This is a genomic window from Kitasatospora sp. NPDC101183 (genome assembly GCF_044767945.1).
In the GTDB taxonomy this organism is placed as follows: domain Bacteria; phylum Actinomycetota; class Actinomycetes; order Streptomycetales; family Streptomycetaceae; genus Kitasatospora.
In genome coordinates, this window is record NZ_JBIWOW010000014.1 from 66,251 (window position 1) to 79,896 (window position 13,646).

The 13,646-nt window shown below is 74.6% G+C and carries 13 protein-coding genes; 9 read left to right on the top strand and 4 right to left on the bottom strand.

Going from position 1 to position 13,646, the window contains the following annotated elements; translation table 11 throughout:
• Window positions 1-82 precede the first annotated feature (82 nt).
• Complete coding sequence (locus tag ACIRRS_RS20740; protein ID WP_402972630.1) at window positions 83-841, top strand: DUF4239 domain-containing protein; 759 nt, start codon at window positions 83-85, stop codon at window positions 839-841.
• A 4-nt stretch (window positions 842-845) separates the two neighbouring features.
• Here ACIRRS_RS20740 and ACIRRS_RS20745 read toward each other — a convergent pair whose 3' ends face one another.
• Both ACIRRS_RS20745 and ACIRRS_RS20750 read right to left on the bottom strand, forming a co-directional pair.
• Window positions 846-1,748, bottom strand: a complete 903-nt coding sequence (locus ACIRRS_RS20745; protein WP_402972936.1) for a 5'-3' exonuclease H3TH domain-containing protein — start codon at window positions 1,746-1,748, stop codon at window positions 846-848.
• Window positions 1,749-1,814: 66 nt separating this feature from the next.
• A complete protein-coding gene (locus ACIRRS_RS20750) occupies window positions 1,815-2,858 on the bottom strand; it encodes a cation diffusion facilitator family transporter (protein ID WP_402972632.1) in 1,044 nt (347 codons plus the stop codon).
• A 456-nt stretch (window positions 2,859-3,314) separates the two neighbouring features.
• Here ACIRRS_RS20750 and ACIRRS_RS20755 point away from each other — a divergent pair, with 456 nt between their 5' ends.
• Genes ACIRRS_RS20755 through ACIRRS_RS20775 form a run of 5 tightly spaced genes read left to right on the top strand, consistent with a single transcriptional unit; the run spans window position 3,315 to window position 7,969 of the window.
• Window positions 3,315-4,220, top strand: coding sequence for a class I SAM-dependent methyltransferase (locus ACIRRS_RS20755; RefSeq protein WP_402972634.1), 906 nt, complete (start codon window positions 3,315-3,317; stop codon window positions 4,218-4,220).
• A gap of 13 nt (window positions 4,221-4,233) precedes the next feature.
• Window positions 4,234-5,709, top strand: coding sequence for an MFS transporter (locus ACIRRS_RS20760; RefSeq protein WP_402972636.1), 1,476 nt, complete (start codon window positions 4,234-4,236; stop codon window positions 5,707-5,709).
• A 13-nt stretch (window positions 5,710-5,722) separates the two neighbouring features.
• The gene (locus ACIRRS_RS20765) at window positions 5,723-5,998 is read left to right on the top strand and encodes an acyl carrier protein (protein WP_402972638.1); all 276 of its coding nucleotides are present in this window, start codon (window positions 5,723-5,725) and stop codon (window positions 5,996-5,998) included.
• Window positions 5,995-7,215 carry a beta-ketoacyl-[acyl-carrier-protein] synthase family protein gene (locus ACIRRS_RS20770; protein ID WP_402972639.1) on the top strand — a complete coding sequence of 407 codons (1,221 nt, stop codon included), beginning with the start codon at window positions 5,995-5,997 and terminating at the stop codon, window positions 7,213-7,215. Before ACIRRS_RS20765 ends, ACIRRS_RS20770 begins: the two co-directional genes overlap by 4 nt.
• A 13-nt stretch (window positions 7,216-7,228) precedes the next feature.
• Complete coding sequence (locus ACIRRS_RS20775) at window positions 7,229-7,969, top strand: SGNH/GDSL hydrolase family protein (protein WP_402972641.1); 741 nt, start codon at window positions 7,229-7,231, stop codon at window positions 7,967-7,969.
• Window positions 7,970-8,027: 58 nt separating this feature from the next.
• Here ACIRRS_RS20775 and ACIRRS_RS20780 read toward each other — a convergent pair whose 3' ends face one another.
• Window positions 8,028-8,741: a gamma-glutamyl-gamma-aminobutyrate hydrolase family protein gene (locus tag ACIRRS_RS20780; RefSeq protein WP_402972643.1), complete on the bottom strand. Its 714-nt coding sequence runs from the start codon at window positions 8,739-8,741 to the stop codon at window positions 8,028-8,030.
• Between the two features lie 165 nt (window positions 8,742-8,906).
• On the opposite strand from ACIRRS_RS20780, the gene ACIRRS_RS20785 reads away from it, so the two are divergent.
• The 3 genes from ACIRRS_RS20785 to ACIRRS_RS20795 all read left to right on the top strand — a co-directional run bounded on the left by ACIRRS_RS20785 (window position 8,907) and on the right by ACIRRS_RS20795 (window position 12,443).
• On the top strand, window positions 8,907-10,292 hold the full coding sequence (locus ACIRRS_RS20785) for a glutamine synthetase family protein (protein ID WP_402972645.1): 1,386 nt from the start codon (window positions 8,907-8,909) through the stop codon (window positions 10,290-10,292).
• A gap of 5 nt (window positions 10,293-10,297) precedes the next feature.
• Window positions 10,298-11,101, top strand: coding sequence for a 3-oxoacyl-ACP reductase (locus ACIRRS_RS20790; protein ID WP_402972647.1), 804 nt, complete (start codon window positions 10,298-10,300; stop codon window positions 11,099-11,101).
• A 112-nt stretch (window positions 11,102-11,213) separates the two neighbouring features.
• The gene (locus tag ACIRRS_RS20795; RefSeq protein ID WP_402972649.1) at window positions 11,214-12,443 is read left to right on the top strand and encodes a DUF2510 domain-containing protein; all 1,230 of its coding nucleotides are present in this window, start codon (window positions 11,214-11,216) and stop codon (window positions 12,441-12,443) included.
• A 166-nt stretch (window positions 12,444-12,609) separates the two neighbouring features.
• Here ACIRRS_RS20795 and ACIRRS_RS20800 read toward each other — a convergent pair whose 3' ends face one another.
• Window positions 12,610-13,530, bottom strand: a complete 921-nt coding sequence (locus ACIRRS_RS20800; protein ID WP_402972651.1) for a lytic polysaccharide monooxygenase — start codon at window positions 13,528-13,530, stop codon at window positions 12,610-12,612.
• Window positions 13,531-13,646 lie beyond the last annotated feature (116 nt).

Consider the following 13,646-nt stretch of genomic DNA (forward strand, 5'->3'; position numbering starts at 1 on the left):
TGCGCACGGCCGCCCCCGGAACCACTGCTCAACGGGTCAACCGCGCGTGCGAACCGTCACCCCTCGTGAGAGGAGTAGCAGCATGGACTGGGTCGACGTCATGCTGCTGGTCGGCCCGCTGGTGGCCACGATCGGCGGGCTCTGGGCACTGCAGCGGTTCGTGCCGCACCCGGTGCGGGTGGCCCACAACGACGTGGCGGGCTTCATCTTCGCCGTGGTCGGTGTGCTGTACGCGGTGCTGCTCGCCTTCGTGGTGATCTCGGTGTGGGAGAACGTGGAGAAGGCCAGGGAGCACACCTTCGCCGAGGCGAGCGCCCTGGCCGGGGTGTACTGGAACTCCCGGCAGATGCCGCTGCCGGAGGGCGGCGCGCTGGAGCGGCTGTCCGTGCAGTACGCGCACACGGTGATCGACTCCGAGTGGAAGCTGATGGAGTCCCACCGGACCGATCCGGAGGTCACCGCGCTGATGTACCGGATCCGGGAGACCGCCGCGAACTCCGACCCGGCGCCGGGCAAGCAGATGGTGGTCTACGACCACACCACCCAGGGGGTGGAGGTCCTGGCGGCCGAGCGACGGGTCCGGCTGGACATGATCGAGGACTCGGTGCCCCCGCTGCTCTGGGCCGCGATCGTCCTGGGTGCGGTGGTGACCGTCGGGTTCACGTTCCTGTTCGGGGTGGCCCGGCTCCGGGTGCACGTGGTCATGGCGCTGAGCCTGGTCGTCCTGATCTCGGTCTCGATCATCGCGATCCGGGCGCTGGACTACCCCTTCGGCGGCCTGTACCGGGTGGAACCGACCGCCTTCGAGGTGTTCCTGAGCAACCTTCCCGCCCCGCGCTGACGGCTCACCGCGCGGCGAGCGTCTCCACCAGCCGCTCCAGCGACGTCCCCAACCCCCAGCGGGCGGCGAGGTGTTCGAGCGCCATCGGGTCCAGCGGCTCCTGCGGCAGGGCCGGGTCGAAGTCCGGCAGGGGCGCGTCCTCGGCGACGCGGACGACGGTGGGGGCGACGTCGAGGTAGGCGGCGCCCTCGACGATGTTGCGGCGGCGGGCCGGGGTGAGGCGGGAGCCGATGTCCAGGGCCGCCGCGCGGATGGCGGCGAGGTCGCCGTACTCGTCGATCAGCTGGGCGGCGGTCTTCTCGCCGATGCCCTTGACGCCGGGCAGCCCGTCGGACGGGTCCCCGCGCAGGGCGGCCATGTCGGCGTACCGGGCGCCGCGCACGCCGTACTTCTCCAGGAGCAGCGCGTCGTCGGTGATCTGCAGGTTGCCCATCCCCTTGACGGGGTAGAGGACGGTGATCTGCCGTGCGTCGTCGACGAGTTGGAAGAGGTCGCGGTCGCCGGTGACGATCTGCACCGGGCCCTTCGCGCGGGCGGTGAGGGTGCCGATCACGTCGTCCGCCTCGTAGCCGGGGGAGCCGACGCGGGCGATGCCGAGGGCGTCGAGGACCTGCTCGATCACCGGGACCTGCGGGGCGAGGGTGTCGGGCACCTCCTCCTCGCCGTCGACGGCGGCCTCGGCGACGCGGTGGGTCTTGTACGAGGGGATGAGGTCGACGCGCCACTGGGGGCGCCAGTCGGCGTCCATGCAGGCGACCAGGTGGTCGGGCCGGTGGTCGTGGACGAGCCGGGCGATGAAGTCCAGCAGGCCGCGGACGGCGTTGACGGGCTCGCCCTGCGGGGAGCGCAGGGTGTCCGGCACGCCGTAGTAGGCCCGGAAGTACAGGCTGGCGGAGTCGAGGAGCATCAGTCGCGGTGCGGTCACGTGTCAGATCATGCCGCACCGCGCTGACGGAAGGCGGGCGGACGGGCCTCAGTGCTCGTGCGGCCCGGCGCGGTGGACGGGGCCGTGCGAGTCGGCGCAGTGCTCGGCGGCGGTGTCGCCGTGTCCGGCGATCTGGAGCAGCGCGCCCGCCTCGTCCTCGCCGACGTGGTCGACCTGGAGCGTGGAGTGGGTGATGCCGTACTCCTCGGAGAGCCGCCGCTGCAGCGAGCGCCGCACGGCGTGGCAGTCGCCGCCGGGGGTGACGAGGATGTGCGCCGACAGGGCGGGCTGGTTGGAGGTGATCTCCCAGATGTGCAGGTCGTGGATCTCCTCGACGAGCGGTTCGCCGACGAGCCGGTCCGCCACCGCGTCGGGGTCGATGCCGGCGGGGGCGGCCTCCAGGAAGATCCGTCCGGAGTCGCGGACGAGCCCGACGCCCGCCTTGAGCATCAGCGCGACGACGATCAGCGAGGCGATGGAGTCGGCGCGGGCGAAGCCGGTGGTCACCATGACGAGGCCGGCGACGGCGGTCGCGATGAAGGCGTACAGGTCGGTGAGGACGTGCTGGAAGGCGCCCTCGACGTTCAGCGAGCTGCGGTTGGCCTTGGACATGCACCAGGCGGCGGCGATGTTGACGACGACGCCGATCAGCGCGGTGACCAGCACCAGCGAGCCGGTGACCGCCGGCGGTTCGAACAGCCGGGTGATCGCCTCGTAGCCGAGCCAGGCGGACAGCACCAGCAGCGTCACGCCGTTGGCCTGCGCGGAGAGGATCTCGGCGCGCTTGAGCCCGTACGTGTAGCCGCCGCGGGCGGGGCGGGCGGCCAGGCGCATGGCGACCAGGGCGAGGACGATCGAGGCGGCGTCGGTGAGCATGTGCGCCGCGTCGGAGATCAGGGCCAGCGACTGGGCGGCGAAGCCGACGACGACCTCGCCGGCCATGAAGACGACGATCAGGGCGAGGGCGCTGACCAGCCAGCGGCGGTCGGCGTCGGCGGAGACGCCGTGGGAGTGGCCACCGTGGCCTCCGTGCCCGTGGGAGTGCTTGTGGTCATGCGCATGATCATCGTGGGAATGCTCGTGGCCGGCCATCGAAGCCCTCTCTGGACGCGTGGGTGGAATGTGTACCCGGAAACGGGCGGAAGCGATCGCCTCCGCACTCGAAGTGAACCGCAGAATCGACAAAGATCCAAAGGTTGTACTGGTGACCGTTGTCGTTGCCGCTCACGCCCGCCACCCGGCCCCTTCGCGGGGGTGGCTTGCCATCGGCATAGTCCCAGGTCAGGGCCGTGATTCGACGCTCACCCGGACGGGTGAGGCGGGTTTGCGCGGGGGTGCGCCGGTCCACGACGATCATGGCCCGTGAAGATCGCCACCGCGGGGCCCCGTCCGCCGGATCGGCGAACCCGAGGGGATTGCGGATCAGCTGACGCACCGTCATCGCGCGGTCGGGTCCGTCCATCAGAAGCCGATCCCGGAGCCGATCCCGGAGCCGATCCCGAAGCCGATCCCGAAGCCGATCCCGAAGCCGATCAGAACAGGACCCGCGTGACGATCACCACCGCCGGCACCACCGCCGAGGACATCGCCTTCCACTACGACCTCGGCAACCAGTTCTACGCCCTCTGGCTCGACGAGACCCTCGCCTACACCGCCGCCAAGTGGGACGGCGTCCCCGCCGGGGAGCCCGACGCCACCGCCCTGCCCCGCGCCCAGCGCGCCAAGCTCGACCACCACCTCGACCTCGTCGGCGCCCGCCCCGGCGACGGCCTGCGGCTGCTCGACGTCGGCTGCGGCTGGGGCGCGATGCTGGAGCACGCGGGCCGCGACGACCGCGTCGCCCACGCCACCGGCCTCACCGTCTCGCCCGCCCAGTACGCGTTCCTCGCCGCTCGCGCCCTGCCCGGCGCCGAACCCCGCCTGGAGAGCTGGGAGGACCACCGCCCCGAGCGCCCGTACGACGCCGTCGTCGGCATGGGCTCCTTCGAGCACTTCGCCACCGCCGCCATGACCCGCGCCGAACGGCTCGGCGTCTACGCCCGCCACTTCGAGGCCTGCCACGGCTGGCTGCGCCCCGGCGGCCGGATGTCCCTGCAGACCATCGCCTACGACGGCGCGGTGGACGGCGCCGGCGCGATCGGCGAGTTCGTCGGCTCCGACGTCTTCCCCGGCGCCAGGCTGCCCCGACTCAGCGAGATCGCCGCCGCCTGCGACCCGTACTTCTCGATCGTCGCCCTCTCCGCCTCCGCCGAGGACTACGCCCGCACCCTCGCCTCCTGGTCGGCCCGGCTGCTGCGGGCCCGCGCCGAGGCCGAACGGCTCGTCGGCCCGGAGGGCTACCGGCGGTACCGGCGCTACCTGCGCGCCAGTGAGATGACCTTCCTGCGCGGCGCCGTCACCCTCTACCGGATCGGCCTGCGGCGGCGGGACGAGCCGCTGCGGCTGCCGGCCTGAGGCCGCCGTGACCATGCGTCCGAGCAGTGTGAGCGGTGCGGGCAGTACGAGGAGCGCGGGCAGTACGGGCAGTACGAGCGGTGCGGGCCCCTGGGCGGCGGTCGCGGTGGTCTGCGCCGCGCTGTTCCTGCTCGGCCTGGACTTCACCGTCCTCAACGTCGCGATCCCGGGCCTGCGCGCCGACCTCGGCCCCACCCTCGCCGGGACCCAGTGGATCGTCGACGGCTACGCCCTCGCCCTCGGCGGCTGCGTCCTCGCGGGCGGCGCGCTCGGCGACCGCTACGGGCGGCGGCGGGCCTTCCTCACCGGCCTCGCCCTGTGCGGGGCCGCCTCCGCCGCCGGGGCGCTGGCCGACGGACCGGGCGCGCTGGTCGCCGCCCGCTGCGGGATGGGCCTGGGCGCCGCGCTGTTCATGCCCGCCACGCTCTCCACCGTCGTCCACGTGCTGCGCGAGCCGGCCGCCCGGCGGCGGGCCATCGGGCTCTGGGCCGCCGTCGCCGGGGTCGGCGCGGTGTTCGGGCCGGTCGCGGGCGGGCTGCTCGTCGACCGGTACGGCTGGCGCTCGGCGTTCTGGCTGAACGTCCCGGTGATCGCGGTGATCGCCCTGGCCGCGCTGTTCCTCGTCCCCGAGTCCCGCGCCGCCGGGGCCGGACGGCTGGACGGGCCGGGCGCGCTGCTCTCCTGCGCCGGCCTGCTGGCGCTGGTCTGGGGCCTCATCGAGGCCCCGGGCCGGGGCTGGACGAGCCCCGCCGTGCTCGCCGCGTCCGCTCTCGCCGCGCTGCTGCTGACCGGCTTCGTTCGGCGCCAACTGCGCTGCGCCGCACCGATGGTGCCCGTACGGCTGCTGCGCGGCGGGCCGGTCTGGCCGGCCACGACCGTGCTCGCGCTGATGTCCTTCGCGATGTTCGGCGCGATGTTCCTGCTCACCCTCTACCTCCAGCAGGTCCGCGGCCTGAGCGCCTGGCAGGCCGGGCAGCGGATGGTGCCGCTGTCCGCCTCGCTCGCCGCCGGGGCCGTGCTCGGGCCGCTGCTGGCCCGGCGGTTCGGTGCCCGGACGCCCTGTGCGGGCGGGCCGGTGCTCATGGCCGTCGGATTCCTCCAACTCGCGGGCCTGGAGGCCGGATCGGGCGACGGGCCGGTGCTGCTCTTCGAGGCGCTGGCCGGGCTGGGCGCCGGACTGGTCGCGCCCGTGGCCACCGAGGTGGTGATGAGCGCCGTGCCGATCGGCGCCGCGGGCGTGGGCTCCGCGCTCAACGACGCCACCCGGCAGGTCGGTTCGACCCTCGGGGTGGCGGTGCTCGGCTCCGTCCTCGCCACCTCGCTGGACGGCGCGGCCCCCGCCGCCTTCGCCCCGGCGTTCCTCGACGGGCTCGCCGACGCCGCCGCAGTCGGCGCGACGGCGGCCGCCCTCGCCGCCGCGCTCGCCTGGGTCGGGCTGCCCGGCCCGGTGGTCGCCGTCCTGCACCGACTTCCCAACCCGCCCCGCTGAAAGGACAGTTCACATGGCCGGCTCCTCCTACGAGACCATCCGCTCCTGCCTCGTCGACGAGTTCGAGGTCGCCCCCGCGCTCGTCACCCCCGACGCCAGCCTCGCCTCGCTGGCCCTGGACAGCCTCGCCCTGGTCGAGCTGTCGCTGGTCGTCGAGGAGCGCCTGGGCATCACCGTCAGCGACCTCGTCCCCGACCGGACCCTCGGCGAGCTCGCCGCCCACGCGGACGCGGCCCGGGCCGACGCCGTGCGCGCGGACGCCACCCTCGCGGCGGAGGGCGCGAGTTGAGCCCCCGCGCCGTCGCCGTCACCGGCCTGGGCCTGGTCACCCCGGCCGGCTGCGGCGCCGAGGCCGTCTGGAACCGCTTCCTCGACGCCCGCCCCACCGCCCGCCGCGACCCCGAACTCGCGGGCCTCGCCGTCGACTTCTCCTGCCCGGTGGCCGACTTCGACCCGGCCGCCCTGCTCGGCGGCCGGCTGGCCCGCCGCCTCGACCGCTACAGCCAGATGGCCGTGGCGGCCGCCCGGCAGGCCGTGGCCGACGCCGGGCTCGACCCGGGGGAGTGGGACGGCACCCGCGTCGGCGTCGTGCTCGGCGTCAGCGCCAACAGCGTCCACACGTACGCCGTCGAGTACGCCCGCCTCGCCGAGGGCCGCGCCGACCGGGTCTCCCCGCTGATGCTGCCGCGCTCCATCCCCAACATGGCCGCCGGGGAGGTCAGCCTCGACCTCGGCGCCCGGGGCCCCGCCCTGGTCGTCAGCACCGCCTGCGCCTCCGGCACCAGCGCCCTCGCCCTGGCCGCCGACCTCCTCCGGGCCGGTACCTGCGACCTCGTCCTCGCCGGCGGCACCGACAGCCCGCGCACGCCGATGACCGCCGTCGCCTTCGACCGCCTCGGCGCGCTCTCCCGCCGCCGCCACGACCCCGAGGGCGCCTCCCGCCCGTTCGACGCCGACCGCGACGGCTTCGTCCTCGGAGAAGGCGCCGGCGTCCTCGTCCTCGAACGCGCCGAGCACGCCCGCGCCCGGGGCGCCCGCCCGTACGCCCACCTGGCCGGGCACGGCTCCGCCGCCGACGCCCACCACCCCACCGCCCCCGACCCCGACGGCGAGGGCCTCGCCCGGGCCGCCCGTGCCGCGCTCGCGGACGCCGGGCTGGCCCCGTACGAGATCGGGCACGTCAACGCCCACGGCACCGGCACCGCCCTCAACGACCCCGCCGAGGCGGCCGCCCTGCGCCGCGTCTTCCACCGGCCGCCGCCCGTCACCGCCAACAAGAGCGTCATCGGGCACTGCATGGGCGCGGCCGGCGCCATCGAGGCGGCGCTCACCGTGCTCACCCTGCGGCACCGGCTGATCCCGCCCACCGCCAACCTCGACCGGCTCGACGACGGGATCGGCCTCGACGTGGTCGCCAAGGCCCCCCGCCCCCTCGACGCGCCCGCCGCCCTCACCGTCTCCAGCGGCTTCGGCGGCCACAGCGCCGCCGTGGTCCTCACCGCCTAGGAGCCCGCCCGCCATGCGCCGCCTCGTCCTCCGGTTCGCCCGGCTGTACCTGCACCTGCTCGCCCACCGGCCACCCCGGGACTGGAGCGTCCCGGTCGCGGACGGCCGCTACGGACCCGAACCCCCCTCCGGCGAACGGCCGTTGACCCTCCTCATGCTCGGCGACTCGCTCGCCCAGGGCTTCGGCGCCCAGCGCCCCGGGCAGACGCTCGGCGCCCTGCTCGCGCACGGCCTCGCGGAGGGCACGCGCCGGCCCGTCGACCTGCGGGTGCACGCCCGCGCCGGCTCCACCACGGCCGCCACCGGCCGCCAACTGCACCGCGCGGTGCGGCTGCGCCCCGGGATCGCCGTGCTGATCGTCGGCGGCAACGACATCCTGCTGCCCGTGCCCGTCGGCCGCTCCGCCCGCCAACACGCCCACCTCGCAGGGGCGTTGAAGGAGGCGGGTTGGGAGCTCGTCCTCGTCCCCTGCCCCGACCCCGGCTACGCGCCGGGCCTGCGCATCCCCGTCCGTTGGATCGGCCGCCGCCGCGCCCGCCGCCTCGCCGAGCGCCACATCCGTACGGCGCACCGCCTCGGCGCCCACCTCGCCCCCACCTCGGGGCCCGAGTTCCGCGACCACGCCCCGCGCCTCCTCGGCCCGGACGGCATCCACCCCTCCCCGGCCGGCTACGCCACCCACGCCGCCCGCATGCTCCCCGTCCTGCTGGCGGCCGCCGGCCGCCTCCCGGCCCCCGCCCCGGCGGCGACCTGACGCCGGGCCCGCGCCCCGACCGGCGGCGCGGGCCCGACCCGCCTCTCCCCGTGGGGAGTCACCCCACCGACACCGCCGTCGCCGCCCGCACCAGCGCCTGCATCACCCGCAGGTCGTCCCCCTGCTCCGGGTGCCACTGCACCCCCAGCGCGAACCCCGGCCCCTCCACCGCCTCCACCGTCCCGTCCGGCGCGTGCGCCGAGACCCGCAGCCCCTCGCCCAGCCGGGCCACCGCCTGGTGGTGGTACGTCGGCACCTCCAGCTCGCTCTCCGGCAGCAGCCCCCCGAGCAGCGTCCCCGGAACCGGCCGCACCAGGTGCGTCCCGTACGCCCCCGGCCGCCCGGTGTGCACGTCCGGCACCACCACATCCGGCAGGTGCTGCACCAGCGTCCCGCCGCAGACCACGTTGAGCACCTGCATCCCCCGGCAGATCCCCAGCAGCGGCATCCCCGCCGCCAGCGCGGCCCGCAGCAGCGCGACCTCCCAGCGGTCCCGCTCCGGCGAGTCCACCTCCGCGGCCGGATGCGGCTCCTGCCCGTAATAGGCCGGGTCGATGTCCGGCCCGCCCGCGACCACCAGCGCGTCCAGCCGCGCCAGCACCTCGGGCGCCCGCTCCGGCGCGTCCGGCGGCAGCAGCACCGCGATGCCGCCCGAGTCCCGTACGTACGCGGTGTACCGCTCGGGCACCAGGGCGACCCTGCGGTCCCGCCAGCTGTTCCAACTCGCGTCCACCAGATAGGTGCTGACGCCGATCAAAGGCCTGCGATCCATGGCGCGCATTCTGCACCCGCGGCCCCCGCGCCACCGTCCGCCACGCGGCCGGGCACCCGAAAGCGCGCCACACCCGCCCGCCCTCTTCCGCCCCGAGAGCCCCAGGCCGTACGGTTCCCTGTGACCGGTTGATCTCGAAGAGTGATCGATGAGGACGGTTCCTCCATGCCCGATCCCGCCACCTCGCCCACCCCGCCCCGCGCGCCGCTGACCCTGGACGAGCTGCGCACCCTGGTGGACGCCGGCGAGGTGCACACGGTCGCGCTGGCCTTCACCGACATGCAGGGCCGCCTCCAGGGCAAGCGGTTCGCCGCCCGGTTCTTCCTGGACGAGGTCCTCGAACACGGCGCCGAGGCCTGCGACTACCTGCTCGCCGTGGACGTGGACCTCAACACCGTGGACGGCTACGCCTTCTCCTCCTGGGCCACCGGCTACGGCGACTTCGCGATGCGCCCCGACCTCGCCACCCTGCGGCTCACCCCCTGGCAGCCCGGCACCGCCCAGGTCACCGCCGACCTCGCCCGCCACGGCGGCCACCCCGTGGACGCGGCCCCGCGCCAACTGCTGCGCCGCCAGCTCGCCCGCCTCGCCGAGCACGGCCTCGCGGCCGACGTCGGCACCGAGTTGGAGTTCCTGGTCTTCCGCGACACCTACGAGTCGGCCTGGCTCGGCGGCTACCGCGGCCTCACCCCCGCGAACCTCTACAACGTCGACTACTCGATGCTCGGCACCGCCCGCGTCGAACCCCTGCTCTCCCGCATCCGCAACGACATGGCCGCCGCCGGCCTGGTCGTCGAGTCCGCCAAGGGCGAGTGCAACCTCGGCCAGCACGAGATCGCCTTCCGCTACGCCGACGCGCTCACCACCTGCGACCAGCACAGCGTCTACAAGACCGGCGCCAAGGAGATCGCCGCCCAACTCGGCTGCGCGCTCACCTTCATGGCCAAGTACGACGAGCGCGAGGGCAACAGCTGCCACATCCACCTCTCGCTGCGCGACGCCGTCGGCGCGCCCGCCTTCGCCGACCGCGACGGCCGGATGACCGACACCATGCGGCACTTCCTCGCCGGACAGCTCCTCGCCCTGCGCGAGTTCAGCCTGCTGTACGCGCCGAACATCAACTCGTACAAGCGCTACCGCCCCGGCTCCTTCGCCCCGACCGCCGTCGCCTGGGGCCGCGACAACCGCACCTGCGCCTACCGCGTCGTCGGCCACGGCCCCGGCCTGCGGATGGAGAACCGGGTGCCGGGCGGCGACGTCAACCCGTACCTGGCCGTGGCCGGGATGATCGCCGCCGGACTGCACGGGCTGCAGCGCAAGCTGGAGCTGCCCGCACCCTGCCTGGGCAACGCCTACGCGGTGGAGGAGTACGCCCGGGTGCCCGGATCGCTGCGCGAGGCCGCCGAGTTGTGGGCGGAGAGCGAGCTCGCCCGGGAGGCCTTCGGCGGCGACGTGGTCGAGCACTACCTGAACATGGCCCGGGTCGAACAGGCCGCGTACGACGGCACGGTGACCGACTGGGAGCGCTACCGATCCTTCGAACGGATGTGAGGCCCATGAATGACACCCCGACGGGCGACAGGGGCGAGGTGGTCTGCCGCCGGCTGGTCGGCCGCACCGCCGTGGTGACGGGCGCGGGCAGCGGGATCGGCCTGGCCGCCGCCCGCCGGCTCGCCTCGGAGGGCGCCAGGGTGGTCTGCGCGGACCTCGACGAGGAGAGCGGCCGGGCCGCGGCCAAGGAGGTCCGCGGGCTGTTCGTGCACACCGACGTCACCGACCCGTACATGGTCGAGGCGCTGTTCGACGAGGCCTACGAGACGTACGGCAGCGTGGACGTGGCCTTCAACAACGCGGGCATCTCCCCGCCGGAGGACGACTCGATCCTCACCACCGGCCTGGACGCCTGGCGCAAGGTGCAGGAGGTCAACCTGACCTCCGTCTACCTGTGCTGCAAGGCGGCCCTGCCGTACATGCGCCGCCACGGGCGGGGCTCGATCATCAACACCGCCAGCTTCGTCGCCCGGATGGGCGCGGCCACCTCCCAGATCTCCTACACCGCCTCCAAGGGCGGAGTGCTGGCGATGTCCCGCGAGCTGGGCGTGCAGTTCGCCCGCGAGGGCATCCGGGTCAACGCGCTCTCCCCGGGGCCGGTGGACACCCCGCTGCTGCGCGAGCTGTTCGCCGAGGACCCGGAGCGGGCGGCCCGCCGCCTGGTGCACATCCCGCTCGGCCGCTTCGCCCGCGCCGAGGAGATCGCCGCGGCGGTGGCCTTCCTGGCGAGCGACGACTCCTCGTTCATCACGGCGAGCGAGTTCCTGGTGGACGGCGGGATCTCCGGGGCGTACGTCACGCCGCTCTGACCGGCCGCACCGGGGTGGGGGCGGGGCTTCTCACTGGAATCTCATCGAAAACCGGCGGAATTCGAGGCCGCGCTGATTTCGCGCTTATCCGGCGGGCTTTAGATTCTCTCCTGTGAGTGAGCAGATTCCCGCCGGGTGGTACCCGGACCCGAAGGAGACCGGCGAGCCGAGACCGCAGCGCTGGTGGGACGGCAAGGGCTGGACGGCCTCCACCCGGCCCGCGCCGTCGGACGCCCCGACCCCGACCCCGCCGCCGGCCGCGCCGGAACCCCCGGCCGCCGAGCCGACCTCCGGGGGCGAGCCGACCGAGCCGACCGAGCCGGTCGAGGCGGGCACGGCGGAGCAGCCCCGGGTGCTGGAGGGCGAGGTCCTCGCCAGCGGCCCGACCGTGCGCTACCCGGAGCCGCCGCCGGTCGGCGCGGTCTGGGGCGCACCCGTCGAGGCGCCGCGCAAGCCCCGCCGCAAGCCCTCCAAGCTCGTGGTGGCCACGGTCGTGGCCGCCGTGCTGGGCCTGGGCGCGGGCTCGGGGATCACCTACCTGGCGATGGACGGCCGCGACCACGACCGCCCGCTGCGCTCCGCCCCGCAGGCGGCGCCCGGCGACGGCAACGGGCCCTTCGGCGGCCTGCCCGGCTTCGGCAACGGCGGCGGCTCCAACGGCGGAAACGGCGGCAGCGGCGGCAGTGGCGGCAGCGGTTCCACCGGCGGTGACGGCTCCAACGGCGGCTCCACCGGGGGCAACGGCAAGGGCGGCGGCAAGACCAAGCCCGGCGCCGGCACCGCGATCGACATCGTGAACCGGCTCTCCCTGAAGGTCCCGTCCGGCTGGACGGGTGAGATCACCCCCGACGGCTACGCCATGCTGTCCGTCGGCGAGTACGCCTGCGCGGACGACCCCACGAAGTCGTGCTCCCTCGGGGGCGTGAACACCGGCCGGATCGACGGCGGCGGCAGCGACGCCCAGGCGGCCGCCAAGGCGGACATCGAGCAGGCCGTCAAGACCTCCTACGGCGACGTCACCGGCCACCAGGAGCTCAAGAACGAGGCCGTCACCGTCAACGGCCAGAACGGCTGGCTCGTCCGCTGGAAGGTCAACGCGGCCAAGGGCAACGACGGTTACGTCCAGACCGCGGTCTTCCCGTCCAGCGACGGCAAGAGCCTGATCTCGGTGCACTTCGGCTTCGACGTCGCCGACAAGGCCCCGGACGTGGCCCTGATGGACACCATCCTCAAGGGCATCACCGACTACAAGGGCAAGCTCCCCGCGCTGCCGGCCCCGAACGGCGGCCAGAGCGGTGGCAGCGGCGGCGGCCAGAGCGGCGCGGGCGGCACCAGCACCTGAGCGAACCCGGGCCACTCACCACGACGCGGCGGCCCGCCCGGAGGAACCCCCCTCCGGGTGGGCCGCCGCGTCGTGTGTCCACGGGGCGGGTGGAACGAACCGCCCCGAGGGGCGTCACGGAGCCGGACCGGACGGGGGTGTTTCCGGTCCGGCTCCGGGTCCGGCGTCAGGCGTCGCGTCGAACAGCCTCGATGCGACGGCGCCGGAGCACCATGGCGGCCCAGCCGACGCCGATCGCGCCGGCACCGGCCAGCAGCAGCGGCCCGGTGGCCGAGGTGCCGACCGCCGCGGAGGCGGTCGGGACGATCTGGCCGGCCGGGGCGCCCGGGTCCCCGCCGTGCCCGTGGTGCGCCACCGTCGACTTGGAGGAGTCGGCGGCGATCTGCGCGTCGCTGGGCGCGGCCGGGGCGGCGAGCGCGGAGACGGCCGGGGCGGTACCGGTGCCCGGGGTGCCGCCGAAGTCGACGTCCGAGCAGCTGTAGAACGCCTCCGGGCTGTCGCTGCGCTGCCACACGGTGTAGAGGATCTGGCGGCCCGTGCGCTGCGGCAGCGTGCCGGAGTAGTTGTAGAACCCGTTGGTCGCGTTGCGGTCGACCTGCACCTGGGCGACCGGCGTCGGGTCGAGGTCCGACCACTTCAGCGGCTGGGTCGGGTTGAAGCCCGCCTTGGTGATGTAGACCGTCTGGGTGCCGACGTGCGGCGCGGTGGTGCGGAACTGGAAGGAGAACGCGCCCGGCTTGACGGCGGTGGCGGGCCAGTCGGTCCGCGGCCAGTCCAGCGCCGCGTACTTGTCGCGGTTGGCCGAGCAGAGCCGGCCGTCCGGGATCAGCGCCTGGTGGTTGCCGTTGGCGTTGGCGATGTTGACCTCGTTCCAGTCGTACAGCGGCTGGGTGCCACTGGCCGCGACGAGGTCCTTGCAGACCTGGGAGACGGGGTGCTCGGGGCCTTCCGCGTAGCAGGCGGCGACGCGGCTGACGGGGTTGGTCATGGTGCCGTGCGCGCTGGCGGTCCCGGCGGTGGTCAGCGCCACCGCGAGGGACGCGGCGCCGATCACGCCGACGGACAGGGCGTTTCGCTTGATGGACATGGGGTGGGGACTCCTCGACCGTCGTTCCGGGCGGGTGTGGGGGAGAGCGGGCACGCCTGCCCGTTCGGGAGCCGCAGGCCCGGAGCGCGGCCCCCGGCCGAAGCGTAGGATTGGTC

Excerpts from the sequence above, each read along its gene's own strand:
- ACIRRS_RS20740 (WP_402972630.1), top strand. The coding sequence starts at position 83 with ATGGACTGGGTCGACGTCATGCTGCTGGTCGGCCCGCTGGTGGCCACG.
- ACIRRS_RS20745 (WP_402972936.1), bottom strand. The coding sequence starts at position 1,748 with ATGCTCCTCGACTCCGCCAGCCTGTACTTCCGGGCCTACTACGGCGTG.
- ACIRRS_RS20750 (WP_402972632.1), bottom strand. The coding sequence starts at position 2,858 with ATGGCCGGCCACGAGCATTCCCACGATGATCATGCGCATGACCACAAG.
- ACIRRS_RS20760 (WP_402972636.1), top strand. The coding sequence starts at position 4,234 with ATGCGTCCGAGCAGTGTGAGCGGTGCGGGCAGTACGAGGAGCGCGGGC.
- ACIRRS_RS20765 (WP_402972638.1), top strand. The coding sequence starts at position 5,723 with ATGGCCGGCTCCTCCTACGAGACCATCCGCTCCTGCCTCGTCGACGAG.
- ACIRRS_RS20775 (WP_402972641.1), top strand. The coding sequence starts at position 7,229 with ATGCGCCGCCTCGTCCTCCGGTTCGCCCGGCTGTACCTGCACCTGCTC.
- ACIRRS_RS20780 (WP_402972643.1), bottom strand. The coding sequence starts at position 8,741 with ATGGATCGCAGGCCTTTGATCGGCGTCAGCACCTATCTGGTGGACGCG.
- ACIRRS_RS20785 (WP_402972645.1), top strand. The coding sequence starts at position 8,907 with ATGCCCGATCCCGCCACCTCGCCCACCCCGCCCCGCGCGCCGCTGACC.
- ACIRRS_RS20790 (WP_402972647.1), top strand. The coding sequence starts at position 10,298 with ATGAATGACACCCCGACGGGCGACAGGGGCGAGGTGGTCTGCCGCCGG.
- ACIRRS_RS20800 (WP_402972651.1), bottom strand. The coding sequence starts at position 13,530 with ATGTCCATCAAGCGAAACGCCCTGTCCGTCGGCGTGATCGGCGCCGCG.